The organism is Parabacteroides sp. KHUB-02 (genome assembly GCF_056640955.1).
Genome location: NZ_JBWQEV010000001.1, coordinates 4,720,355 through 4,739,950 on the forward strand (window position 1 = coordinate 4,720,355; position 19,596 = coordinate 4,739,950).

At 44.7% G+C, this 19,596-nt stretch carries 20 protein-coding genes and 1 tRNA gene; 9 read left to right on the top strand and 12 right to left on the bottom strand.

Annotation, left to right across the window (positions count from 1 at the left end; translation table 11 throughout):
* The first annotated feature begins 10 nt into the window (after positions 1–10).
* Positions 11–1,498, top strand: a complete 1,488-nt coding sequence (locus ACYIA1_RS19885) for a pseudouridine synthase (protein WP_196008742.1) — start codon at positions 11–13, stop codon at positions 1,496–1,498.
* A gap of 15 nt (positions 1,499–1,513) precedes the next feature.
* Positions 1,514–2,920, top strand: coding sequence for an asparagine--tRNA ligase (asnS, locus tag ACYIA1_RS19890; RefSeq protein ID WP_008772638.1), 1,407 nt, complete (start codon positions 1,514–1,516; stop codon positions 2,918–2,920).
* Positions 2,921–3,003: 83 nt separating this feature from the next.
* On the opposite strand, the gene ACYIA1_RS19895 is transcribed toward asnS, so the two are convergent.
* Positions 3,004–3,474, bottom strand: coding sequence for an Lrp/AsnC family transcriptional regulator (locus tag ACYIA1_RS19895; protein WP_005858930.1), 471 nt, complete (start codon positions 3,472–3,474; stop codon positions 3,004–3,006).
* A gap of 144 nt (positions 3,475–3,618) precedes the next feature.
* Here ACYIA1_RS19895 and ACYIA1_RS19900 point away from each other — a divergent pair, with 144 nt between their 5' ends.
* Entirely contained in the window at positions 3,619–4,167 is a 549-nt protein-coding gene (locus ACYIA1_RS19900; protein ID WP_005867926.1) for a GNAT family N-acetyltransferase, read from the top strand.
* Positions 4,168–4,223: 56 nt separating this feature from the next.
* On the opposite strand, the gene ACYIA1_RS19905 is transcribed toward ACYIA1_RS19900, so the two are convergent.
* The 8 genes from ACYIA1_RS19905 to ACYIA1_RS19940 form a co-directional block, all read right to left on the bottom strand.
* On the bottom strand, positions 4,224–4,691 hold the full coding sequence (locus tag ACYIA1_RS19905; protein WP_005867927.1) for an ExbD/TolR family protein: 468 nt from the start codon (positions 4,689–4,691) through the stop codon (positions 4,224–4,226).
* Entirely contained in the window at positions 4,691–5,281 is a 591-nt protein-coding gene (locus tag ACYIA1_RS19910; protein WP_005858924.1) for an ExbD/TolR family protein, read from the bottom strand. The genes ACYIA1_RS19905 and ACYIA1_RS19910 overlap by 1 nt, the downstream gene beginning before the upstream one ends.
* Positions 5,282–5,313: 32 nt before the next feature.
* A complete protein-coding gene (locus ACYIA1_RS19915; RefSeq protein ID WP_005867928.1) occupies positions 5,314–5,787 on the bottom strand; it encodes a hypothetical protein in 474 nt (157 codons plus the stop codon).
* Positions 5,788–5,796: 9 nt separating this feature from the next.
* The gene (locus ACYIA1_RS19920) at positions 5,797–6,531 is read right to left on the bottom strand and encodes a MotA/TolQ/ExbB proton channel family protein (protein WP_005867929.1); all 735 of its coding nucleotides are present in this window, start codon (positions 6,529–6,531) and stop codon (positions 5,797–5,799) included.
* Between the two features lie 80 nt (positions 6,532–6,611).
* A tRNA-Ser gene (locus ACYIA1_RS19925) sits at positions 6,612–6,699 on the bottom strand.
* A gap of 147 nt (positions 6,700–6,846) precedes the next feature.
* Positions 6,847–7,632, bottom strand: a complete 786-nt coding sequence (locus ACYIA1_RS19930) for a TatD family hydrolase (RefSeq protein WP_005867930.1) — start codon at positions 7,630–7,632, stop codon at positions 6,847–6,849.
* A 3-nt stretch (positions 7,633–7,635) separates the two neighbouring features.
* A complete protein-coding gene (locus ACYIA1_RS19935; protein WP_005867931.1) occupies positions 7,636–8,610 on the bottom strand; it encodes a polyprenyl synthetase family protein in 975 nt (324 codons plus the stop codon).
* Positions 8,611–8,690: 80 nt separating this feature from the next.
* Positions 8,691–9,383, bottom strand: coding sequence for an energy transducer TonB (locus tag ACYIA1_RS19940; protein ID WP_048928203.1), 693 nt, complete (start codon positions 9,381–9,383; stop codon positions 8,691–8,693).
* A 207-nt stretch (positions 9,384–9,590) separates the two neighbouring features.
* Here ACYIA1_RS19940 and porQ point away from each other — a divergent pair, with 207 nt between their 5' ends.
* From porQ to ACYIA1_RS19970, 6 genes are all read left to right on the top strand, one after another.
* A complete protein-coding gene (gene porQ, locus ACYIA1_RS19945) occupies positions 9,591–10,601 on the top strand; it encodes a type IX secretion system protein PorQ (protein ID WP_022193218.1) in 1,011 nt (336 codons plus the stop codon).
* A gap of 20 nt (positions 10,602–10,621) precedes the next feature.
* Positions 10,622–11,311, top strand: a complete 690-nt coding sequence (cmk, locus tag ACYIA1_RS19950) for a (d)CMP kinase (protein ID WP_005867936.1) — start codon at positions 10,622–10,624, stop codon at positions 11,309–11,311.
* 184 nt (positions 11,312–11,495) lie between these two features.
* On the top strand, positions 11,496–12,368 hold the full coding sequence (locus ACYIA1_RS19955; RefSeq protein WP_005867938.1) for a 4-hydroxy-3-methylbut-2-enyl diphosphate reductase: 873 nt from the start codon (positions 11,496–11,498) through the stop codon (positions 12,366–12,368).
* A 97-nt stretch (positions 12,369–12,465) separates the two neighbouring features.
* Positions 12,466–13,446, top strand: a complete 981-nt coding sequence (gene pfkA, locus ACYIA1_RS19960; protein ID WP_005858904.1) for a 6-phosphofructokinase — start codon at positions 12,466–12,468, stop codon at positions 13,444–13,446.
* An 81-nt stretch (positions 13,447–13,527) separates the two neighbouring features.
* Positions 13,528–15,279, top strand: a complete 1,752-nt coding sequence (locus ACYIA1_RS19965) for a DUF6057 family protein (RefSeq protein WP_250788693.1) — start codon at positions 13,528–13,530, stop codon at positions 15,277–15,279.
* Between the two features lie 3 nt (positions 15,280–15,282).
* A complete protein-coding gene (locus tag ACYIA1_RS19970; RefSeq protein WP_480336293.1) occupies positions 15,283–16,755 on the top strand; it encodes a TolB family protein in 1,473 nt (490 codons plus the stop codon).
* A gap of 43 nt (positions 16,756–16,798) precedes the next feature.
* On the opposite strand, the gene meaB is transcribed toward ACYIA1_RS19970, so the two are convergent.
* The 3 genes from meaB to ACYIA1_RS19985 are packed head-to-tail and all read right to left on the bottom strand — an operon-like array spanning position 16,799 to position 19,423.
* Positions 16,799–17,896, bottom strand: coding sequence for a methylmalonyl Co-A mutase-associated GTPase MeaB (gene meaB / locus ACYIA1_RS19975; protein ID WP_005867941.1), 1,098 nt, complete (start codon positions 17,894–17,896; stop codon positions 16,799–16,801).
* 12 nt (positions 17,897–17,908) lie between these two features.
* A complete protein-coding gene (locus tag ACYIA1_RS19980; protein ID WP_146376137.1) occupies positions 17,909–19,018 on the bottom strand; it encodes a DUF1573 domain-containing protein in 1,110 nt (369 codons plus the stop codon).
* 27 nt (positions 19,019–19,045) lie between these two features.
* Positions 19,046–19,423 (bottom strand): DUF1573 domain-containing protein, encoded by a 378-nt coding sequence (locus tag ACYIA1_RS19985; protein ID WP_005858893.1) that lies wholly within the window; start codon positions 19,421–19,423, stop codon positions 19,046–19,048.
* Positions 19,424–19,596 lie beyond the last annotated feature (173 nt).

Consider the following 19,596-nt stretch of genomic DNA (forward strand, 5'->3'; position numbering starts at 1 on the left):
TTTATAACAAATGAGTACAGAAGAAAGAGATGAATCTCAACCGCGTCCAAAAAAAGTGATACCAAGTATCAGACGGGAAAACACAGACCAAGAAGGTGAAAGAAGACCTTACAATCAGGGTTATAATAAACCTGAGGGTAGCTATGAACGTAGACCGTATCGGTCTTATGGAGAAAATAACCGTCCTTCATACGGGGATCGTTCGAGCCGTCCGCGTTCTTACGATAATAACCGTGAAGGCGGGTATGGCAACAACCGTGAGGGGGGCTATGGTAATAGTCGTCCATCTTATGGCAACAATCGCGAAGGTGGGTATGGAAATAATCGCCCGTCTTATGGTAACAACCGTGAAGGTGGCTACAACAGCGGCCGCTCGTCTTATGGAAATAACCGCCCGTCATATGGGAATGGAGGAGGGCAATACAATCGTCCGTCTCGTCCTAATTATGATGGACCGGCAAAGGCTTATTCCGCTAGTCCTTCCGGAGAGGGAATGTCTGCGGATGGTATGAAGAAAAGAAGACCTAGAGTAGGTGATACCCGGGTTGATTACAATGATTCACGTTCAAGCGGCGGGGACGGTTACGCACCCAGACGTTCGTATGGTAACGATAACTCTTATGGCGGTAATCGTCAAGGGGGTGGTGGATATGGAAATAATCGCCGTCCTTCTTACAATAATAATCGCCGTCCCAGTGGAGGAGGGGGGTTCCAAAGACAGCAGGGTTACAACATGCGTCCGAAACAGATCAAGTATAAGGAAGTCTTGGCGGACCCGAACGAACCGATCCGCTTGAACAAATTCTTGTCTAACGCTGGTGTTTGCTCTCGTCGTGAGGCGGATGAGTTTATCCAGAAAGGGGCTGTTAAGGTTAATGATGTCGTGGTAACGGAATTGGGTACTAAGATTACTCGTCAAGATGTTGTTACATTTAACGAGAAGCCGGTTCAGATCGAGAGCAAGGTGTATATCGTATTGAACAAGCCGAAGAATTGCGTAACTACTTCTGATGATCCCCAAGAGCGCTTGACGGTGATGGATTTGGTGAAGAACGCTTGCCAAGAACGTATTTATCCGGTAGGCCGCTTGGACCGTAATACGACAGGTGTCTTGTTATTGACGAACGATGGTGATTTAGCTTCTAAATTGACTCACCCATCTTTCAAGAAGAAGAAGATCTACCATGTGTGGTTGGATAAGAACGTGGCTATCGAGGATATGGAGAAAATCGCCAACGGCCTTGAGCTTGAGGATGGAGAGATCCATGCGGACGCTATCAGCTATGCTAGCGAGGACGATAAGAGCCAAGTGGGTATCGAGATCCATTCCGGCCGTAACCGTATCGTGCGCCGTATTTTCGAATCGTTGGGATATCATGTGACGAAATTGGATCGTGTTTATTTCGCCGGTTTGACTAAGAAGAACTTAGGCCGCGGTAAATGGCGTTACTTAAATGAAAGGGAAGTGAACGCTCTTAGGATGGGAGCTTTCGAATAACAAAAAACGATACAGATGGAAACAATTAAACGAACAAAAATTGTAGACGTGCTGAAAAGCGACGCTTTCGGTACTACCGTGAATGTGAAAGGATGGGTACGTACCCGCCGTGGTAGCAAACAGGTGAATTTTATCGCCTTGAATGACGGTTCTACAATTAATAATGTTCAGATCGTTGTGGATGTAGATAAATTGGGTGATGAGTTCTTGAAACCGATTACCACGGGAGCTAGTATCAGCGTAAATGGTATCTTGACACAATCCCAAGGTAAGGGGCAAAATGTAGAGATACAGGCTACCGAGATTGAGATCTTCGGTACGGCTGATCCTGCTACTTATCCATTGCAGAAAAAAGGACACTCCATGGAGTTTTTGCGTGAGATCGCTCATTTGCGTCCTCGTACGAATACATTTGGAGCGGTATTCCGTATTCGTCATAATATGGCTTACGCTATCCATAAGTTTTTCCATGATAGAGGCTTTTTCTATTTCCATACGCCGATCATCACGGCTTCCGACTGTGAGGGTGCCGGACAGATGTTCCAAGTTACTACCAAGAATTTGTACGACTTGAAAAAGGATGAGAACGGCTCTATCATTTATGAGGACGACTTCTTCGGCAAGCAGGCTAGCTTGACGGTTTCCGGACAGTTGGAGGGAGAGTTGGCAGCTACAGCCTTGGGACAGATTTATACGTTTGGCCCTACGTTCCGTGCGGAGAACTCAAATACGCCTCGTCATTTGGCGGAATTCTGGATGATTGAGCCGGAAGTCGCTTTTAATGATATCACGGACAATATGGAGTTGGCCGAGGAGTTCATTAAATATTGCGTACAATGGGCGTTGGATAACTGTATGGAGGATATCAAGTTCTTGAACGATATGTTCGATAAGGAATTGATCGCTCGTCTGGAAGGGGTCTTGAAAGACTCATTCGTTCGCTTGCCGTACACTGAAGGAATCAAGATATTGGAAGAGGCTGTCGCTAAAGGACATAAATTTGAGTTCCCTGTTTATTGGGGTGTAGATTTGGCTTCCGAGCACGAACGTTTCTTAGTGGAGGATCACTTCAAACGTCCTGTAATTTTAACGGATTACCCGAAAGAGATCAAGGCTTTTTATATGAAGCAAAACGAGGATGGAAAGACGGTACGTGCGATGGACGTATTATTCCCGAAGATCGGAGAGATCATCGGCGGTTCCGAGCGTGAGGCTGACTATGATAAGCTAATGAGTCGTATTGACGAATTGGGCATCCCGATGAAGGATATGTGGTGGTACTTAGATACTCGCCGTTTTGGTACGGTGCCTCACTCTGGTTTCGGTTTGGGCTTTGAGCGTCTTTTGTTGTTCGTTACGGGTATGGGAAATATCCGTGACGTGATACCTTTTCCGCGTACACCGAATAACGCTGAGTTCTAATAGCGCTTAGTGATCATGATAAAAAGGGTTCGTAACCGGTTTCAACCGGATTACGGACCCTTTTCTTATATAGCTTCCTTTGTTTAATCGTCGTCCAGATCAATAGGAATTTGCCTTTTGAATGCCTCCTTAAAGGATATAAGCGATTCGGTGCGAGCCAAGCCCAATGGTTGAAGCTTGTTGTGGATGATGCTTAGCAAATGCTGGTTGTTCTTTGCGTATATTTTTATAAACAGGTCGTATTGCCCCGTTGTATAATGGCATTCCACGACTTCCGGTATCTGCAACAGCGCTTCGGTAACGCTTGGAAATTGTCCGGGAGACTTTAGGAATAACCCCATATATGCGCAAGTTTCATACCCAACTTTTGTGTTATCCACGATGAATTCTGAACCTTTGATAACCCCTAAATTAGTCAGCTTTTGTATGCGTTGATGAATAGCCGCTCCGGATACGTTACATTCCCTCGCTACTTCCAAAAATGGCATACGCGCATTGCCGATGATTAGTTTAAGTATCTTCTCGTCCAGTTCATCTAGTTGATGATGTGCCATATATTCAGTATATTTGTATTACTGTTAGATTATATCTTTCATATTTAATACAAATATAATGATAATCTTATAATCACCTAAAGATTATGGTAGATTATTTTGATTTTGTAAGCATTCTTTATTCAATTATTAAGTATTTTTTTTATGAGCGAAGATCATGTAATAATTAGTAAGCCTGTCCGGGAGATAGCCGATCCTTTATTGGATCTAGTAGAGAAAACATATACTAGTTCTTTCCCCGAGGAAGAGCGTCGTGATTTCTCTTTGGTACGTAAGCTTTTGGAGGAAGATAGCCGTTTCGAGATGTATGCCTTGCTACGGGATGGTATTTATGTGGGTTTCATTACGGGATGGCAATTTGAGGGCTTTGTTTATGCGGAGCATTTCGCAATCGACGAGTCCGCTCGTAACGGAGGAATCGGAGCGAAAGCAATGACAAGTTTTTTAGCTCTCCACGAAGATCCGGTTGTCTTAGAGGTAGAGATGCCGACAGAGGAGATGAGTAAACGTAGAATCGGTTTTTATGAACGTCTGGGGTTTGTCTTGGATCACCATGTATATTTCCAACCTCCCTATCGTAAGGGAGAGGCATTTTTAGAAATGCGTTTGATGACTCATGGGAAACTTGATCTTGAGCAATCTTTTGAGCGAGTTAAGACCATTATTCACCAAAACGTTTATGGAGTGGAATAAAAAAGGGGCGGGAAATAAATCCCGCCCCTTTTTATAATGCTATATCTGAATAATTATTACTCTACACGTTGTGCTGCGGAATAACTAATCTTCAATGCGTATGCCTCACGAAGAGCCTGCTTGATATCGGTGATCGTTCCCATCTTGGTCTCTTTATCAGCCTTAATAGAAACTGTCATAAACGGCTGGTCCTCTTCTTTCATACTGGACTTTTCTTGTGCGATATAATCCTGAATTTCCGAAGTCTCTGCAAAAGCGTCATTCAACTGGATACGAGTCTCAGAACCCATCTTCGCTCTCAAATCTCTAGTCGGCTTACCTACATAGATAAATGTAACCAAAGATTTCTTCTCCAATTTTTGAAGCTCTGTAGCTTGTGGAGCATGGAACTCTACTTTCAATGTTACCTCACGCATAGATGTTACCATCATGATGAAGAACAAGAAAGCGAACACCAAGTCAGGTAATGATGATGTATTCAATTCGGGCATTTCACGACCGCCCGCTTTACTAAACTTTCCCATTACTTTTTACCTCCATAATTTTTAGGTTCAGCTTCTGATATCTTTTGCGGATAAATCTGCTGTACAGCTTTTTGTTGTTCTTCGTCCAAATCAGCGAAATTCTTCCCGAATTTTTCCTTAGAAACCTTATTTCTCAATTCGTTATAAGCAGCCGCGATTTCATTCTGCACATCGATATAAGCTTGGTATTCGGTACCACGGTCATTCTGTAAAGAAATTACGTGGTTCTTCGTTACCATCATCTTTCCGAAGAATGGAACATCAGCCTCAACACGTTCAGGCTTATGTTCGTCATTGTAAGGATTATCAATGAACTCTTTGATTCTTTCTTTCAATTGCTTGATATCGACAAATTGATCACCACAGAGAATCTGGTTATTACTGTTGATCAATACAACCAACAAGTTTCTCTTTTTGATGTCAACATCGGTATCGTTCTTCTGATCTTTAGGTACAGGGGGCGGCAAACGTCTTGCCAAACCTTTATCTGTATCCATTGATGTAGTAATAAGGAAGAAGATAAGCAACATGAAAGCGATATCGGCCGAAGAAGAACCATTGATACCCGGTGTCTTTCTTTTCTTACCCATTTCTTTCTTGTTTTATCAGTTCGTTATTACTATTATTTACCCATGATTCTCTTTACAGAACCCCAAACTACACATGCTACGATCAGAACCAAAAGTACGATTGTAGACATGATCCACATGTCTGTGATCTTTAACCAACCCGGAGTATTGTAAACTTGAGAGTCTGCGTTCAAGCCTGCTAAAGGAGTCGCGTCACCCATTGTATAGGTGATGAACAATACGGCTACGAAACAAACTAATACTACCAAAGACATGATAGCTGATTTAGCGTTAGTCTTCAGCAAAGTCAAGAATTGCCAAACCGCAAACAATACTGTACTGATGATTGTCACGAAGAACAATACAGAAGTCCAGTTAATCAATAACCCTGTATAGATGGGTTCTTTCATTTCTGCGGCAGGGTCAACGACTCCACCCGCATAAAACATACCCAGCACAATGATACTGATAATAGAACTTATCAGTAAAGTCCAACTGGATATTTTTCTTATTTTAGTAACTGCCATAATTCGTTATTATTTTTTGAATTTGACGTTGTATTTGATAACCAAGTCAAGCAAAGAGATAGAAGCATCTTCCATCTGGTTCAAAATAGCCTCCAATTTGCTTAACAAATAGTTATAGAATACCTGAAGAATCAAGGCTACGATCAAACCACCTACAGTAGTAATCAAGGCCACTTTCATACCACCTGCTACAACCGTCGGGCTGATATCACCAACTTGCTCGATTTTATCGAACGCCATGATCATACCTACTACAGTACCCAAGAATCCCAAAGACGGAGCCATTGCGATAAACAATGTGATCCAAGACATATTCTTTTCCAAAAGACCGCCTTGAACACCACCGTAAGAAACGATAGATTTCTCTACAACGTCAATACCTTGGTCAATTCTCATCAATCCTTGGTAAGCGATAGAAGCGATAGGGCCTCTTGTGTCGCGAGCGATAGCTTTAGCGCCTTCAACATCACCTTTGTCTAAAGCATCCTCAATACCTTTCAACAGTTTGCTGGAGTTTGTCTCAGCCAAGTTTAAGTAGATAATTCTCTCTAAGCAGAATGCCAAACCGAAAATCAAAGCGATAGCGACCAAACTCATGAAGTCGGCACCACCTTCGATAAACTTTGTCTTTAATGCTTGATACATACCTCCTTCAATTGCTGGAGCCGCATCCTGTGCGAATGCTACGGTAGAAGTTCCAAGGGCACATAAACCCAAGAATGCTTTTGCAAATAACTTTTTCATTGTGTGTTTAATTTTTAAGATTAATAATTCTCTTATTTGTTTTTATTTTATTGTTAATTAATTCATGGTATTCTCCACTGCGGAGAGAGCGGGATTCGAACCCGCGAAACCCTTTAGGGGTTTACACGCTTTCCAGGCGTGCCTCTTCAACCACTCGAGCATCTCTCCAATTATTCGCCTAGCTTCTTCTAAAACGACCGCAAAATACGAAAAAATTCCCATATGCAATCTTTTCAGTGCACAAATCTATAGTTTTTGCTTGACATATACACAATATCCGCGAAATAAATTTTGACTTCATTCGAAAAAAAGTGTCTATATGGGTTTATTTAGGCTTTTAAACAATTCTAATGTGTTTTTTCGAGTAGCGTTTACGGTTTCCTCTAGCGTGAGGCCGAATGTTTCCGCCACTTTCTCGGCCGTCTTCCATATGTAAGTAGGCTCATTCCGTCTACCTCTGTAGGGGACTGGTGAAAGATAGGGGGCATCTGTTTCCAAGAGTATCTTTTCAAGATCTGTTTGCCGGATGACTTCGGACAGTTTTGAATTTTTAAAGGTGACAACCCCGTTTATCCCGATCTTGAAGGTGGGCAGTTTCTTTATTTCTTCCAGCTCTTCTGTTGTGCCGGTAAAACTATGAAATACGCCCTTAAGTCTTTCCGCTCCGACTTTATCTATGCATTCCAGAACTTCCGGATATGCGTCACGGGTATGGATGGCTACGGGCAGGTTTAGATCGATGCTCCAACGCAGTTGTTCCTCGAAAACGATTTGTTGCTCCTTCAAATAAGTCTTATCCCAATATAGATCGATCCCGATTTCACCGATACCGCAATAAGTACGTTTAGATAGATAGGATTCCGTTTGTTTTAGGATATCGATATAATTGCTATCCACACTGGTCGGATGCAATCCCATCATAGGGAAAGCGAACTCTGGGTATCGATCGCATAAATCGTGCATTCTGTCAATCGTCGTCAGGTCTACGTTTGGCAGAAGCAGGGTGTCGATACCTGAGTCTTTTGCTTTTTGAGCCAGTTCGTCTTGCTCCGGATCGAAATCCTCCAGATATAAATGGCAATGTGTGTCTATTAAGCTCATGGATTAGGATTGTCTATGCATTAAATGATCACAAACCTCTTTTAGGATCGTTAATTTTTCGGGGGCGACTTGTAAAGCGTTTAAGTTCTCTACGGATGCGTCGTAATAGGCTTGGATTTTATTTTCTGTTAATTGTTTTAGCTGCAATTCGTTGTAGATAGAGGTGAATGCCTGTATCTTTTGAGCCGGGTCGAATTCTTTTTTATCCATCCAGCTACGGAGAGCTTCCGCTTGTTCTTTATTGGCCAGTCTGAGAGCGTTGATCAATAAGAATGTTTTCTTGTTGCAAAGGATATCGCCGCCAATGTTTTTCCCGAAAGTGGCGGTGTCACCATATACATCTAGTAAATCATCTTGCAGTTGAAACGCTAGACCAATATTAATACCAAACGCATATAAATGGTCTGCGTCTTTCTGTGAGGCACCTCCGAGTAAGGCACCTGTTTTAAGGGCGCAGGCCAGTAGTACGGCTGTCTTTAGCCGGATCATCTCGATGTATTCTTCCTCGCTTACATCCATGCGAGACTCGAATTCCATGTCGAATTGTTGGCCGCCACATATTTCCGCCGCGGTTTGCGTAAATAAATCCAACACTTGTTTGAGGTGGCCGTGTTCCGTTGATCCGATTAATTGATAAGCCGCTATTAGCATCGCATCTCCGGATAGAATCGCCGTATTGGCATTCCATACCTTGTGTACGGTAGGTTTGTTCCTTCTTTTATCAGCTTCATCCATCAGGTCGTCGTGCAGCAAGGTGAAGTTATGGAAAACTTCCAGACCTAAAGCGGGCTTGATCGCATTCTCTATACTATTATTATATATATTACATGCCATCAACGTTAACGCCGGACGTATTCTTTTTCCTCCGAGGGACAAGATGTACTCTATCGGCTCGTATAAGCTCTTGGGAGGATTGGTGAATTGTAGTTGAGAGATCTCGCTTTTTATTCTTTGAAGTATATTCTCGAATGCTAACATAGCTGTATCAATTAATGGAGTTATGAAATAAAAAAAGGCTGCGAAAATGAAGCAGCCTTTTTGATATGTTTAATGTTATACTATTGCAATCTGAACGTGATAGGCACAGTATACTTAACACGTACTGGTTTACCTCTCTGCTTACCCGGAGTCCATTTAGGCATGGTACCGATCACACGAAGAGCCTCTTTGTCCAATGATGGGTCTACACCACGTAATACCTCAGCGTCTACTACTGATCCGTCTCGGTTAACCACGAATGCGCAGATTACACGACCTTGGATACCGTTTTCCTGTGCGATTACCGGATACTTGATTGATTTAGCGATAAACTTCAGCAATTCTGCGTCTCCACCGGGGAACTTCGGCATTTCTTCTACAACTGTAAAGATCTGTTGTGCGGACTCTTCTTCCTCTTCTACAACTGCGGGGGGAGTATAAACAGCCTCCTGCGCTGAGGTTTGGTCATCCTCTGATGATAAGATATCCTGCTGTTCCAATTCAACGTCATCTTCAACAACGTTCAAAACCTCGGTTACAACTGGTGCTGGAGGTGGTGGAGGTGGAGGAGGCGTATTCTCCGGTCTCGTGATTTCCACTTCTTCCTCAGCGATGATGTCTGCTACACCCTCGCTAGCCTGAACGACCATTACATCGCGGGTACTCCATTCGAAGCCCACGAACAAGACAGCTAAGCCCACTACAAATCCCATAAGGATGCTTAGGGTCTTACCTTTCTCAAGGTCCGCTTTCGGTGATTTTTTAATTTCCATACGTTTATAATAATTTATAAGTGTTTTTCACTTCTGCAAAAATACAAATTATTTCATATATCAAACAAAAATGAGAGCGATTATATACCTTTTTGGCATTTTTCCCGTTTCTGTTAATGTGAAATCCGTATTTCTGAGATTTGCGGGTGTAAAGTAAAAACATTTTTCCGAATTAATGTATCTTTGAACGATTTTTTGCATGAAAATATGAGAAATAAACTATTTATACTGATTTTATTCGTTGTTACACTGTCTGTCTCAGCGCAAAACGGGAGCGAGGCGTATACTTTCTTACGTTTTCCGACCTCGACCCGGGCTAACGCCTTGGGTGGGCATACCGTGGCGTTGGTAGAAAGAGATCCTTCACTTATTTTCCATAATCCGGCGTTGCTAGGCGCGGAGATGGATGGGATGATCAACTTGAATTATATGAATTACATCTCGGATATCAACGTAGGGAGTGCCTTGTTCACGAAAGCGCATGGCGAGAAAGGGGCTTGGGGCGTAGGCGCTACGTTTATAAGCTATGGCGATATCCAGGAGGTGTTGCCGGATAATGTCGTGACCGGAGCGAGTCTTTCGGCGAAAGATATCAGCGTAAATGGTTTCTACTCCCGCGACTTGAGCGAGCGTTGGCGGGGTGGATTGTCGTTGAAGTTCTTGTATTCGGGCTTGGCTGATTATACCTCTATCGGTTTATGCGTGGATGCGGGATTGAGTTATTATAATTCGGATAAGGGTTTTTCTTTTGGTTTCGCCTTGAAGAATATCGGCGCGCAACTGAAAGCTTACGAGGATGAGCGACAAAAGATGCCTTGGGATATCCAGATGGGTATCACGCAGAAAATGGCGCATGCCCCGATTCGTTTTTCTTTGACGGCCCAATACTTGAACCGTTGGAAGTTCGATTATATCGATAATACGGATAAAGAGTATGAAGGGGATTCTTTTGTTAAGACGTTGGCGAAGCATTTTATCATCGGCGTGGATTTTATCCCGTCCGAGAACTTTTGGGTAGGCGTAGGATTCAATCCGAAGGTCAATATGGATATGAAGTTGAAAGGCGGGGGAAGTTTCTCCGGCTTCTCGGCGGGCGCAGGCGTAAGGATCAAGATGTTTGACGTGGGCTTCTCGCTGGCGAAATATCATCCGTCCGCCATGTCGATGATGATTAGCGTATCTACGACCTTGGCCGATTTTAAGAAGGTGACAGAATAAACCTATACATTAGTATATATATGAAGAAAATAGTTATCGCTATAGACGGCCACTCTTCCAGTGGCAAAAGTACCATGGCAAAAGATCTTGCCAAGGAGATCGGATATACGTATATCGATACGGGTGCCATGTATCGGGCCGTGACTTTGTATTGCATCCAGCATGGATTTTTTGAGGGAGAGAAGATTAAGGAGGAAGAGCTGAAGGCTTCTATCCATGATATCGATATTTCATTTCGTTTGAACGCGGAGACCGGCCGGCCGGATACCTATTTGAACGGTGTGAATGTAGAGAAAGAGATCCGTGGCATGGAAGTGGCGGATAAAGTGAGTCCGGTAGCCACTCTAGGCTTTGTGCGCCGTGCGTTGGTCGCTAAGCAACAAGAGATGGGGAAGGCGAAAGGCATCGTGATGGATGGCCGTGATATCGGTACGGTCGTATTCCCGGATGCGGAGTTGAAGCTTTTCGTGACGGCCTCGCCGGAGGTACGTGCCAAGCGCCGGGTGGATGAGCTAGAGGCGAAGGGGATCCCCGCTTCTTACGAGGAAGTGCTGGAGAATGTGAAGAAGCGGGATTATATAGATTCAACCCGGGAGGAAAGTCCTTTGAGACAGGCGGATGATGCCTTGGTATTGGATAATTCCCATATGACTTTGGACGAGCAAAAGGCTTGGTTGCTGGAACAATATCATAAAGCGATCGGTTCATAAACGAGTGCTTAGAGTTTCCTATAAAGAAAACTTTTGTCTCTTCGAATGAAAACTATAGTTTCGTTACTAGGAAACAAAAGTTTCTCTTAGGGAAAACTCTAGTTTTGTTATGAAGAAACTTTAGTTTCTTGTGATTGAAAATTAAGAAAACTGTAAGTGCTTGTTTGTTAATGATATTATAGATATGATAGAAGTCGAGATAGATAAAGATTCCGGATTCTGCTTTGGGGTTGTTACCGCCATAGAAAGCGCGGAGCGGGAGCTGGGTAATACGGATACGCTGTATTGCCTAGGCGATATCGTTCATAACAGTTTGGAGGTGGAGCGGTTGGAGCATATGGGGCTGCATACGATCGATCATGATGGCCTTTCAAAGTTGAGAGACCGGAAGGTGTTGCTCCGGGCGCATGGCGAGCCACCTTCTACCTATTCTTTAGCGAAGCGAAACAATATCACGATTATAGATGCTACTTGCCCGGTTGTCTTGCGTTTGCAGCGCAAGATCCATAAATGTTATCAAGAGACCCGGGCAAATAACACCCAGCTGGTTATCTATGGAAAGAAAGGCCATGCGGAGGTGAATGGCTTGGTGGGCCAGACAGAAGGTACGGCGATTGTTATCGAGAAAATAGAAGACCTCGATCGTCTGGACTTTACCCGTGCGATCAGTCTGTTTTCCCAAACCACGAAGTCCTTGGATGGATTCAAGGCGGTAGTGGCGGAGATCAAGCAGCGGATGGCGGAAGGGGTGGAGTTTAATTATTACGATACGATTTGCCGTCAGGTGGCGAATCGCCTTCCGAATATAAAAGCGTTCGCCTCCAGCCACGATTGGGTCTATTTTGTGGCCGGTCGTAAAAGTTCCAACGGAAAGATGCTGTTCGAGGAGTGCCGGAAAGCGAACCCGAATACGCTTTTTATTTCCGAGGTATCAGAGATTACCGAGCCTTTGCCCGAGGGCGTGCGCCGGGTCGGGGTTTGCGGCGCTACATCCACTCCCAAGTGGTTGATGGAGGAAGTGGCGGTCCGGATCAAGGAACTGAATGCTTCGGAATGATATTTTGATTAAAATTACGTGAACTTTCCGGGAGAAAGACAGAAGGATAACTAAATATTTACTACTTTTGCCGGAGAACATTAAAATCAATGACGCTATGTCTACAGTAAAGTGTGTTGGTATTTTAACGTCCGGAGGTGATGCCCCGGGAATGAATGCCGCTATTCGTGCGGTAACACGTTCCGCTATTTATAACGGAATGAGAGTGAAAGGTATTTACCGTGGTTACAAAGGGTTGATCCTAGATGAGATTGAAGAGTTTAAGACACAAAATGTCAGTAATATAATTCAGCGCGGTGGAACAATTCTTAAGACCGCCCGTTGCGTGGAGTTCAAGACTCCCGAGGGACGAAAACAGGCCTATGATAAGTTGCAAGAGCATGGGATCGATGCCTTGATCGCTATCGGTGGTGACGGAACGTTGACGGGAGCGCGTATTTTCGCTCAGGAGTTTAATTTCCCGATCGTAGGATTGCCGGGTACGATTGATAATGACTTGTATGGCACGGATACGACGATCGGTTATGATACGGCCTTGAACACGATCATGGAATGCGTGGATAAGATCCGTGATACCGCTACCTCGCATGATCGTCTGTTCTTTGTGGAGGTTATGGGGCGCGATGCGGGTTTCTTGGCGTTGAACGGAGCGATCGCTTCTGGCGCCGAAGCCGCTATTATCCCGGAAATCTCCTTGGAGAAAGACCAATTGGCCGAGATGATCGAGAATGGATTCCGTAAGTCCAAGAACAGTAGTATCGTATTGGTTGCCGAAAGTGAGGTAACCGGTGGCGCTATGGGTGTCGCTGAGCGTGTGAAGAAGGAATATCCGCAGTTCGATGTGCGTGTCTCTATTTTAGGTCACTTGCAGCGTGGTGGTTCTCCTACGGCACAAGACCGGATCTTGGCGACTCGTATGGGTGTGGCCGCGATCGATGCCTTGTTGGATGATCAACGTAACGTGATGATGGGTATCCAGAACGACCAGATCGTTTATGTACCGTTCTCTAAAGCGATCAAGAATGATAAGCCTATTAACCGGGATTTGTTGAACACGCTCCGTGTTTCTTCAATCTAAATAAGGCATATATTTATACGAATAGGAACCCGGATGTAGCGATTGCGTACATCCGGGTTTTTATTTGAAGAACCTGATATCATGAAGAAGTATAGCGGCGTGGCCTTGAATGTAATCGTATTTGTCTTTCTGTTTATCTTCTTGAGGATATTCAGTGAGTACCACTTTTACTGTGTCGAGCAGAACCAGTTATTCCAGTTGACTCCCATTTTTATTATCGATAAGTTAATGCAACCGGGAGGTTTAGCGATGGTTCTTTCCGGTTGTTTGGTGCAGTTCTTCATTCTCCCGAATGTGGGAGCTATGATAACGGCGCCCCTGCTGACAAGCCTAGGGGCCTTGTTTTGGGCGATCTTGAGGCGGATCGATCCGCGAAGCCATGGTATTTTATGGGCTTGGCTTCCCGTCCTATCCTTGTTGTTTGTGCAATGGGATTTTAATTACAGGTTTCAAGGAACGGTCGCCTTCGGTATGATGCTGCTTGCTTTATATCTCGTTTTAGGGATAAGGAATTTCATACCTCGTTTGATTGCAAGTCTGTTTGCCTCCCTGTTACTCTTTGGGTTGGCCGGGCCGGTCTCTTTGTTGTTTGCCTTGTCCATGATGGGATACGAGGCCATGAGCCGGACGCCCCGTTGGTATTATTCCGCGATTTTACCGATGATCGTGTTGATCTTGGGTGAATTATGTGTGCGTTACTCGGTGATCGGAGAATACCGCTTTGTCTTTTTACCGGATAGTTATTATTATTTCCGTTTGGTGCCGGATAAGGTAATTTATTTCTCATGGATCGCTTTCTATGCGGCGCTGGTTGTAACCTGCCTCTGTAAAAACAAGGAATCATGGGCTGGTAAAAAGCGTCTAGCGCTGGGAATCTCCCAATTCATTATCTTAGGGCTTATCTTCTGGAAAGGCTTCGATCTATATGGCGAACAGAAATCATACCGTTTGAAGATGATGGACTATTTTACCCGGACAGAGCAATGGGACCGGATCTTGGTATCATGCAAGGAGCCGACCACTAATCAACTCTATTTATGTTACCAAAATATGGCTTTGGCCCGGAAAGGTATTCTGGCGGATGAGGCGTTTAAGTACACGCAGCACGGGCCTCGTGGATTAATGGTGGCATGGAATAAATCGACCACCATATCCGCCTTGTTGAGTGATGTTTATTTTACGATGGGAAATGTCGCTGCGGCTCAAGAGATGGCTTTCGAGAGTAATATCGGCGCTTTATGTGATGGAAATCCCCGCATGACGCAACGTTTGGTACAAACGAACTTGATTTATGGAGCCTATCCGGTTGCGGAGAAATATATCGCTGTCTTAGAGAATACTTTCTATTATAAGGATTGGGCCAAAGCGCAGCGGAAATTCCTGTATAATGATGAGGCGGTCGAGACAGATCCTCTATTGGGGAATATGCGCAGGAACCTGCTAGCTGAGAATCATCTGATCCAGATGGATGGATTCGACACGGACTTGATTCGCTTGGCGGAGCAGAATCCTTCCAATAAAGCCGCTTTCCACTATGCCGGCGTATTCTATCTTTTAGCAAAAGATGTGACGCGCTTTAAGACGTTGGTGGAAACCTATTACGGAACGGATTTACTCCCTTCTTTACCGGTCTCTTTTCAAGAGGCGGTCATCATCCTATCGGAGAAAGATCCGGATTACTGGAAACGTTTCGGTGTCTCGGAATCTATCGTAGGGCGATTCACCGATTATAAGAGGCAAGTGCTCGCTGGGCGGAATAATAGTAATGCGCTGCCCGGTTTGATGTATCGCTCTTATGGCGATACGTATTGGTATTATTATATGTTTAAATAGGAGATGAGAAAAATGTATATAATAAGCTGTATATGTCTGTGGATGATTCTGGGCTTGATGGCTTGTTCCGGTCCGGTACGTATACAGAAGAATCTGGAAGTCAAGCCGGAGATCTTTCCGGATTATGCGGATGTGACAATCCCGCCGAATATAGCTCCCTTGAATTTTAAGCTGAAAGACGCTTGCGCTGAGGCCCGTGCCATTCTCGAATGTGGCCCGGAGAAATTAGAGATCAAGACCGGGAAAGACGCTTGTTTCGTGATCCCGGCCTCCGGTTGGAAAAGGCTGTTGCGCACCGCTTCCGGGAATCATCTGAATGTAATCGTACAAGCCTTCGTGAATGATGAATGGATCGCGTATGCCCCCTTCATCATCAAGGTGGCGAAGGAGCCGGTCGATGGTTGGTTGGCTTATCGTTTAATCGAACCGGGCTATGAGTTGTGGAACCGTATGGGTATCTATCAACGTAACTTGGAAAATTATACGGAGAACGCGATCATCGAAAATAAGATGAGCGGCAATAACTGTATGAACTGCCATTCTTTCTGTATGCAGAATCCGGAGAAAATGCTTTTCCATATGCGTGAGACCTACTCTTGTACCTTATTGATCGATGGAGATAGGGTGGAGAAGCTGAATACGAAGACCGATCAGACCCTTTCTCCACTGGTCTATCCTTCTTGGCATCCTTCCGGAAAATATGTCGCTTTCTCTGTGAATAAAACCAAGCAAGCGTTTCATATGAACGATAGGAATCGGGTGGAGGTATTCGACTCGGCTTCGGATGTGGTCGTCTATGATACGCAAAAGCATGAGATCGTGACTTCTCCGCTGTTGTCTTCAGAGGGAGCGTTCGAGACTTTCCCTACATTTTCCCCGGATGGAAATACGCTCTATTTCTGTTCGGCTAAAGTCCGTACGATGCCCAAGGAATACGATCAAGTGAGATACGATCTATGCTCAGTCTCGTTCGATCCCGCTACACGCCGTTTCGGGACGGTAGTCGATACTTTGTATAAGGCATCGGAGATCGATAAAAGCGTTTCTTTTCCCCGGGTTTCCCCGGATGGAAAGTATTTGCTCTATACCTTGTCCGGTTATGGGAATTTCTCTATTTGGCATAAGGATGCCGATTTGTACATGATTGATTTATCGACTCTGCGAAGTTATCCATTGGAGGCGGCGAATAGCGACGATGTGGAAAGCTATCATTCATGGAGTAGCGATAGCCGTTGGATCGTGTTTAGCAGCCGGCGGATGGATGGTTTGTATACAAGACCGTTTATCGCTTATATCGATGAGAAAGGACAGGCTTGCAAACCTTTCCTGTTACCCCAGAAGGATACGGATTTTTATTTTCGCTTTATGAAATCCTACAATATACCTGAATTCATCACAGGAGAGGTAAAGAGACAAGGACGCACGTTGGCCGTGAAAGCGAAAGAAGATAAAGGAATTGATGTAAGGTTCAAGTGAAAAAGAGTGTCGCATGATCCGATCGTGCGACATTCTTATTCTTTTATTTCGTAGCGATATGATCCAAGAATAAATCAATCATTCGTTTGGCTGCCACGAACGAGCTGATCTCGTTGTTCAAGACTTGCTTCTCTGTTTGTTCCAGCATGCCTTCTACCGCCGGGTTATGGTAGAACTTATCCCGCAGCGTGTCGTTGATGCTTTCGTACATCCAGTATTTAGCTTGCTCGTTACGTTTATAGTTGAAGTAGCCATTCTTTTTGGTGAACTCCATATACTCTCCGACCATATCCCATATTTCCTTGATACCTATGTTGTAATAACCGGAATAAGTCAATACTTTCGGGAACCAACCTGATTCCGAAGGTGGGAAAAGATGCAAGGCGTTCCGGAACTGAGCGGCGGCGAGATTCGCCTTATCGATATTGTCTCCATCCGCTTTATTGATAATAATACCGTCCGCCATTTCCATGATACCTCGCTTGATACCCTGCAATTCATCGCCGGTACCGGCAAGTTGGATCAATAGAAAGAAGTCCACCATAGAATGTACGGCCGTCTCGCTTTGTCCAACACCCACGGTCTCTACGAATACGGTGTCGAAACCGGCGGCCTCGCATAATACGATCGTCTCACGGGTCTTACGGGCGACCCCCCCTAAGGAGCCTGCGGATGGTGAAGGACGGATAAAGGCGTTTTTCTCTCTCGACAAGGCCTCCATACGAGTCTTATCTCCTAGGATACTACCTTTCGAGCGTTCGCTACTCGGGTCGATCGCTAGTACGGCAAGCTTACGCCCTTGGTTGATCAAGTGCATGCCGAAAGAGTCGATAGAGGTACTCTTTCCCGCTCCGGGAACACCCGTAATACCGATACGGACCGATTTTCCAGCGAAAGGCAAACATTTCTCGATAATCTCCTGCGCCACCTGTTGGTGCTCATGCTTAGAGCTTTCCACCAAGGTAACCGCTTGACTGAGTATCGTGATATTCCCTTTTAAGATACCTTCCACGAATTCGGAAGGCGTATATACCTTGCGTTGGGCACGCTTTTTTATATAAGGATTTACGGTAGGGACATCCGCAATGCCCTTATTCACTTTCAATCCCTTGTACTGATCATCGTTTTCTGGATGTTCCATATTAATAATTCATTATTTATATGCGGTGACCTTGATCAAGCGAATAGGCCCGTTCGGGTCGTTGCATACGACATTAATAAGTGCTTCAAGTTTTGTCTTTATCTCTTTCGGTCGCAAGGTTACTTTGAAAGTAGCGGTCGCTCCCGGTTTAAGTTCTTTCTTGCCGCCGGACAAATCGACACGCTCATCATCACAAGTGACGCTGTAGATCGTGAGCGGAGTCTTTCCGGCATTCGTAATCTCAAATGTACCCGATACCTTACCACCGATCAACGGAACGATGTTTTTCTTGTTCGGTAGCTTGCCGAATTCCAGTAAAGTGCCGGATAATTCCGCTATTGGGGCTTGGGCTTTATCCGCAGCGGATAGTTTGCTGAAATTATCGATCACGTTGGCGGAGATATGGATCTCTCCGGATACTTCCTTCTTTCCGGCGTTCTGTACCATGACCGGCAAAAGCGTAGAGACTCGTCCTTTTCGCTTCAAGACCTTGGCATCCATAAGGATCGTAATGGCACCGACCTCGTCCGGTTGAAGGGTAGCCGGGTTCACCTGTACGTTGAGATAGTGAGGTACTTTACCCAGATGAATCGTAGCCGAGGTCTTTCCCTCGTTCTTAATGTTGATCTTCTCGCCCAACGTTTCCTCCGGACGGATACTGCTGAATAGAACAGTCTTCGTATGCAGCTTCAGATCACCGATAGAATAAGGATACGTAAAGACCGGCTGCGAAGGTTTCGGGGTGACATTTCCCTTAATGGCTAGGCTGTAACTCCCTTTCTTTCCATTGCTGAATATCGATACGGTTTTATAAAACGGGCCGGGGCGTCCTTTCGGATTATACGTTATCTTAACTTCACCGGTCTTACCGGGAGCGATCGGCGACTTGGTCCATTCCGGCCGTGTACAACCGCATGACGCGGTAACACGGGTGATGACCAAAGGGGCGTCTCCCGTATTCTTTATCGTGAAAGTATGACTGGCGAATCCATCGGCCTCGGCTATTGTCCCGAAATTATAAGTCAACTCGTCCGACAAGATTTGGGCGCCTTGTTGTGCCCAAGCTGTCGTTATAGATATAATTGCTGTAAGAGCAAGGATCAACCTTTTTATATTCAGCATTCCAATTGGGGGTTTTTTACGTATTTCTTATTCAACCTCTCCCCGGATGTTCATGATGAAGCTTCCGGTTTTCCCGTTACTGTATACGGAAATGGTCTTCGTGAAAGGGCCCGGACGTCCTGCCGGATCGAAAGTAACCTTGATCTGGGCTTTCTTACCCGGAGCTACCGGTTCTTTCGGCCATTCCGGGGTCGTACATCCGCAAGACGCGATTACACGTGTAATGACCAGAGGCATATCGCCCGTATTGGATACTTCAAACGTATGGGATACTTTTCCGTCTGCTTCCTTGATGGTACCAAAATCGAAACTGGTTGTTTCCGCGGAAATAACTGCTTTCTTCTGAGCTGAAGCCATTCCTGTCGCTAACAGGATCGCCATGAAAATAAAAACTATTTGTTTCATCTTATCGTTTAGTTTTAATTCGAATTACAAAGATAGTCATTTCAATTGAAAGTTGAGAATTGAAAATTGAAAATTAGAGGAAGATAACGCTTCTTGCGATGCCCATTCTTACCTTCTTACGGTGCCCATTCTAACCTCCTTATACTGGGCATTGTAAGGAGGTTAGAACGGGC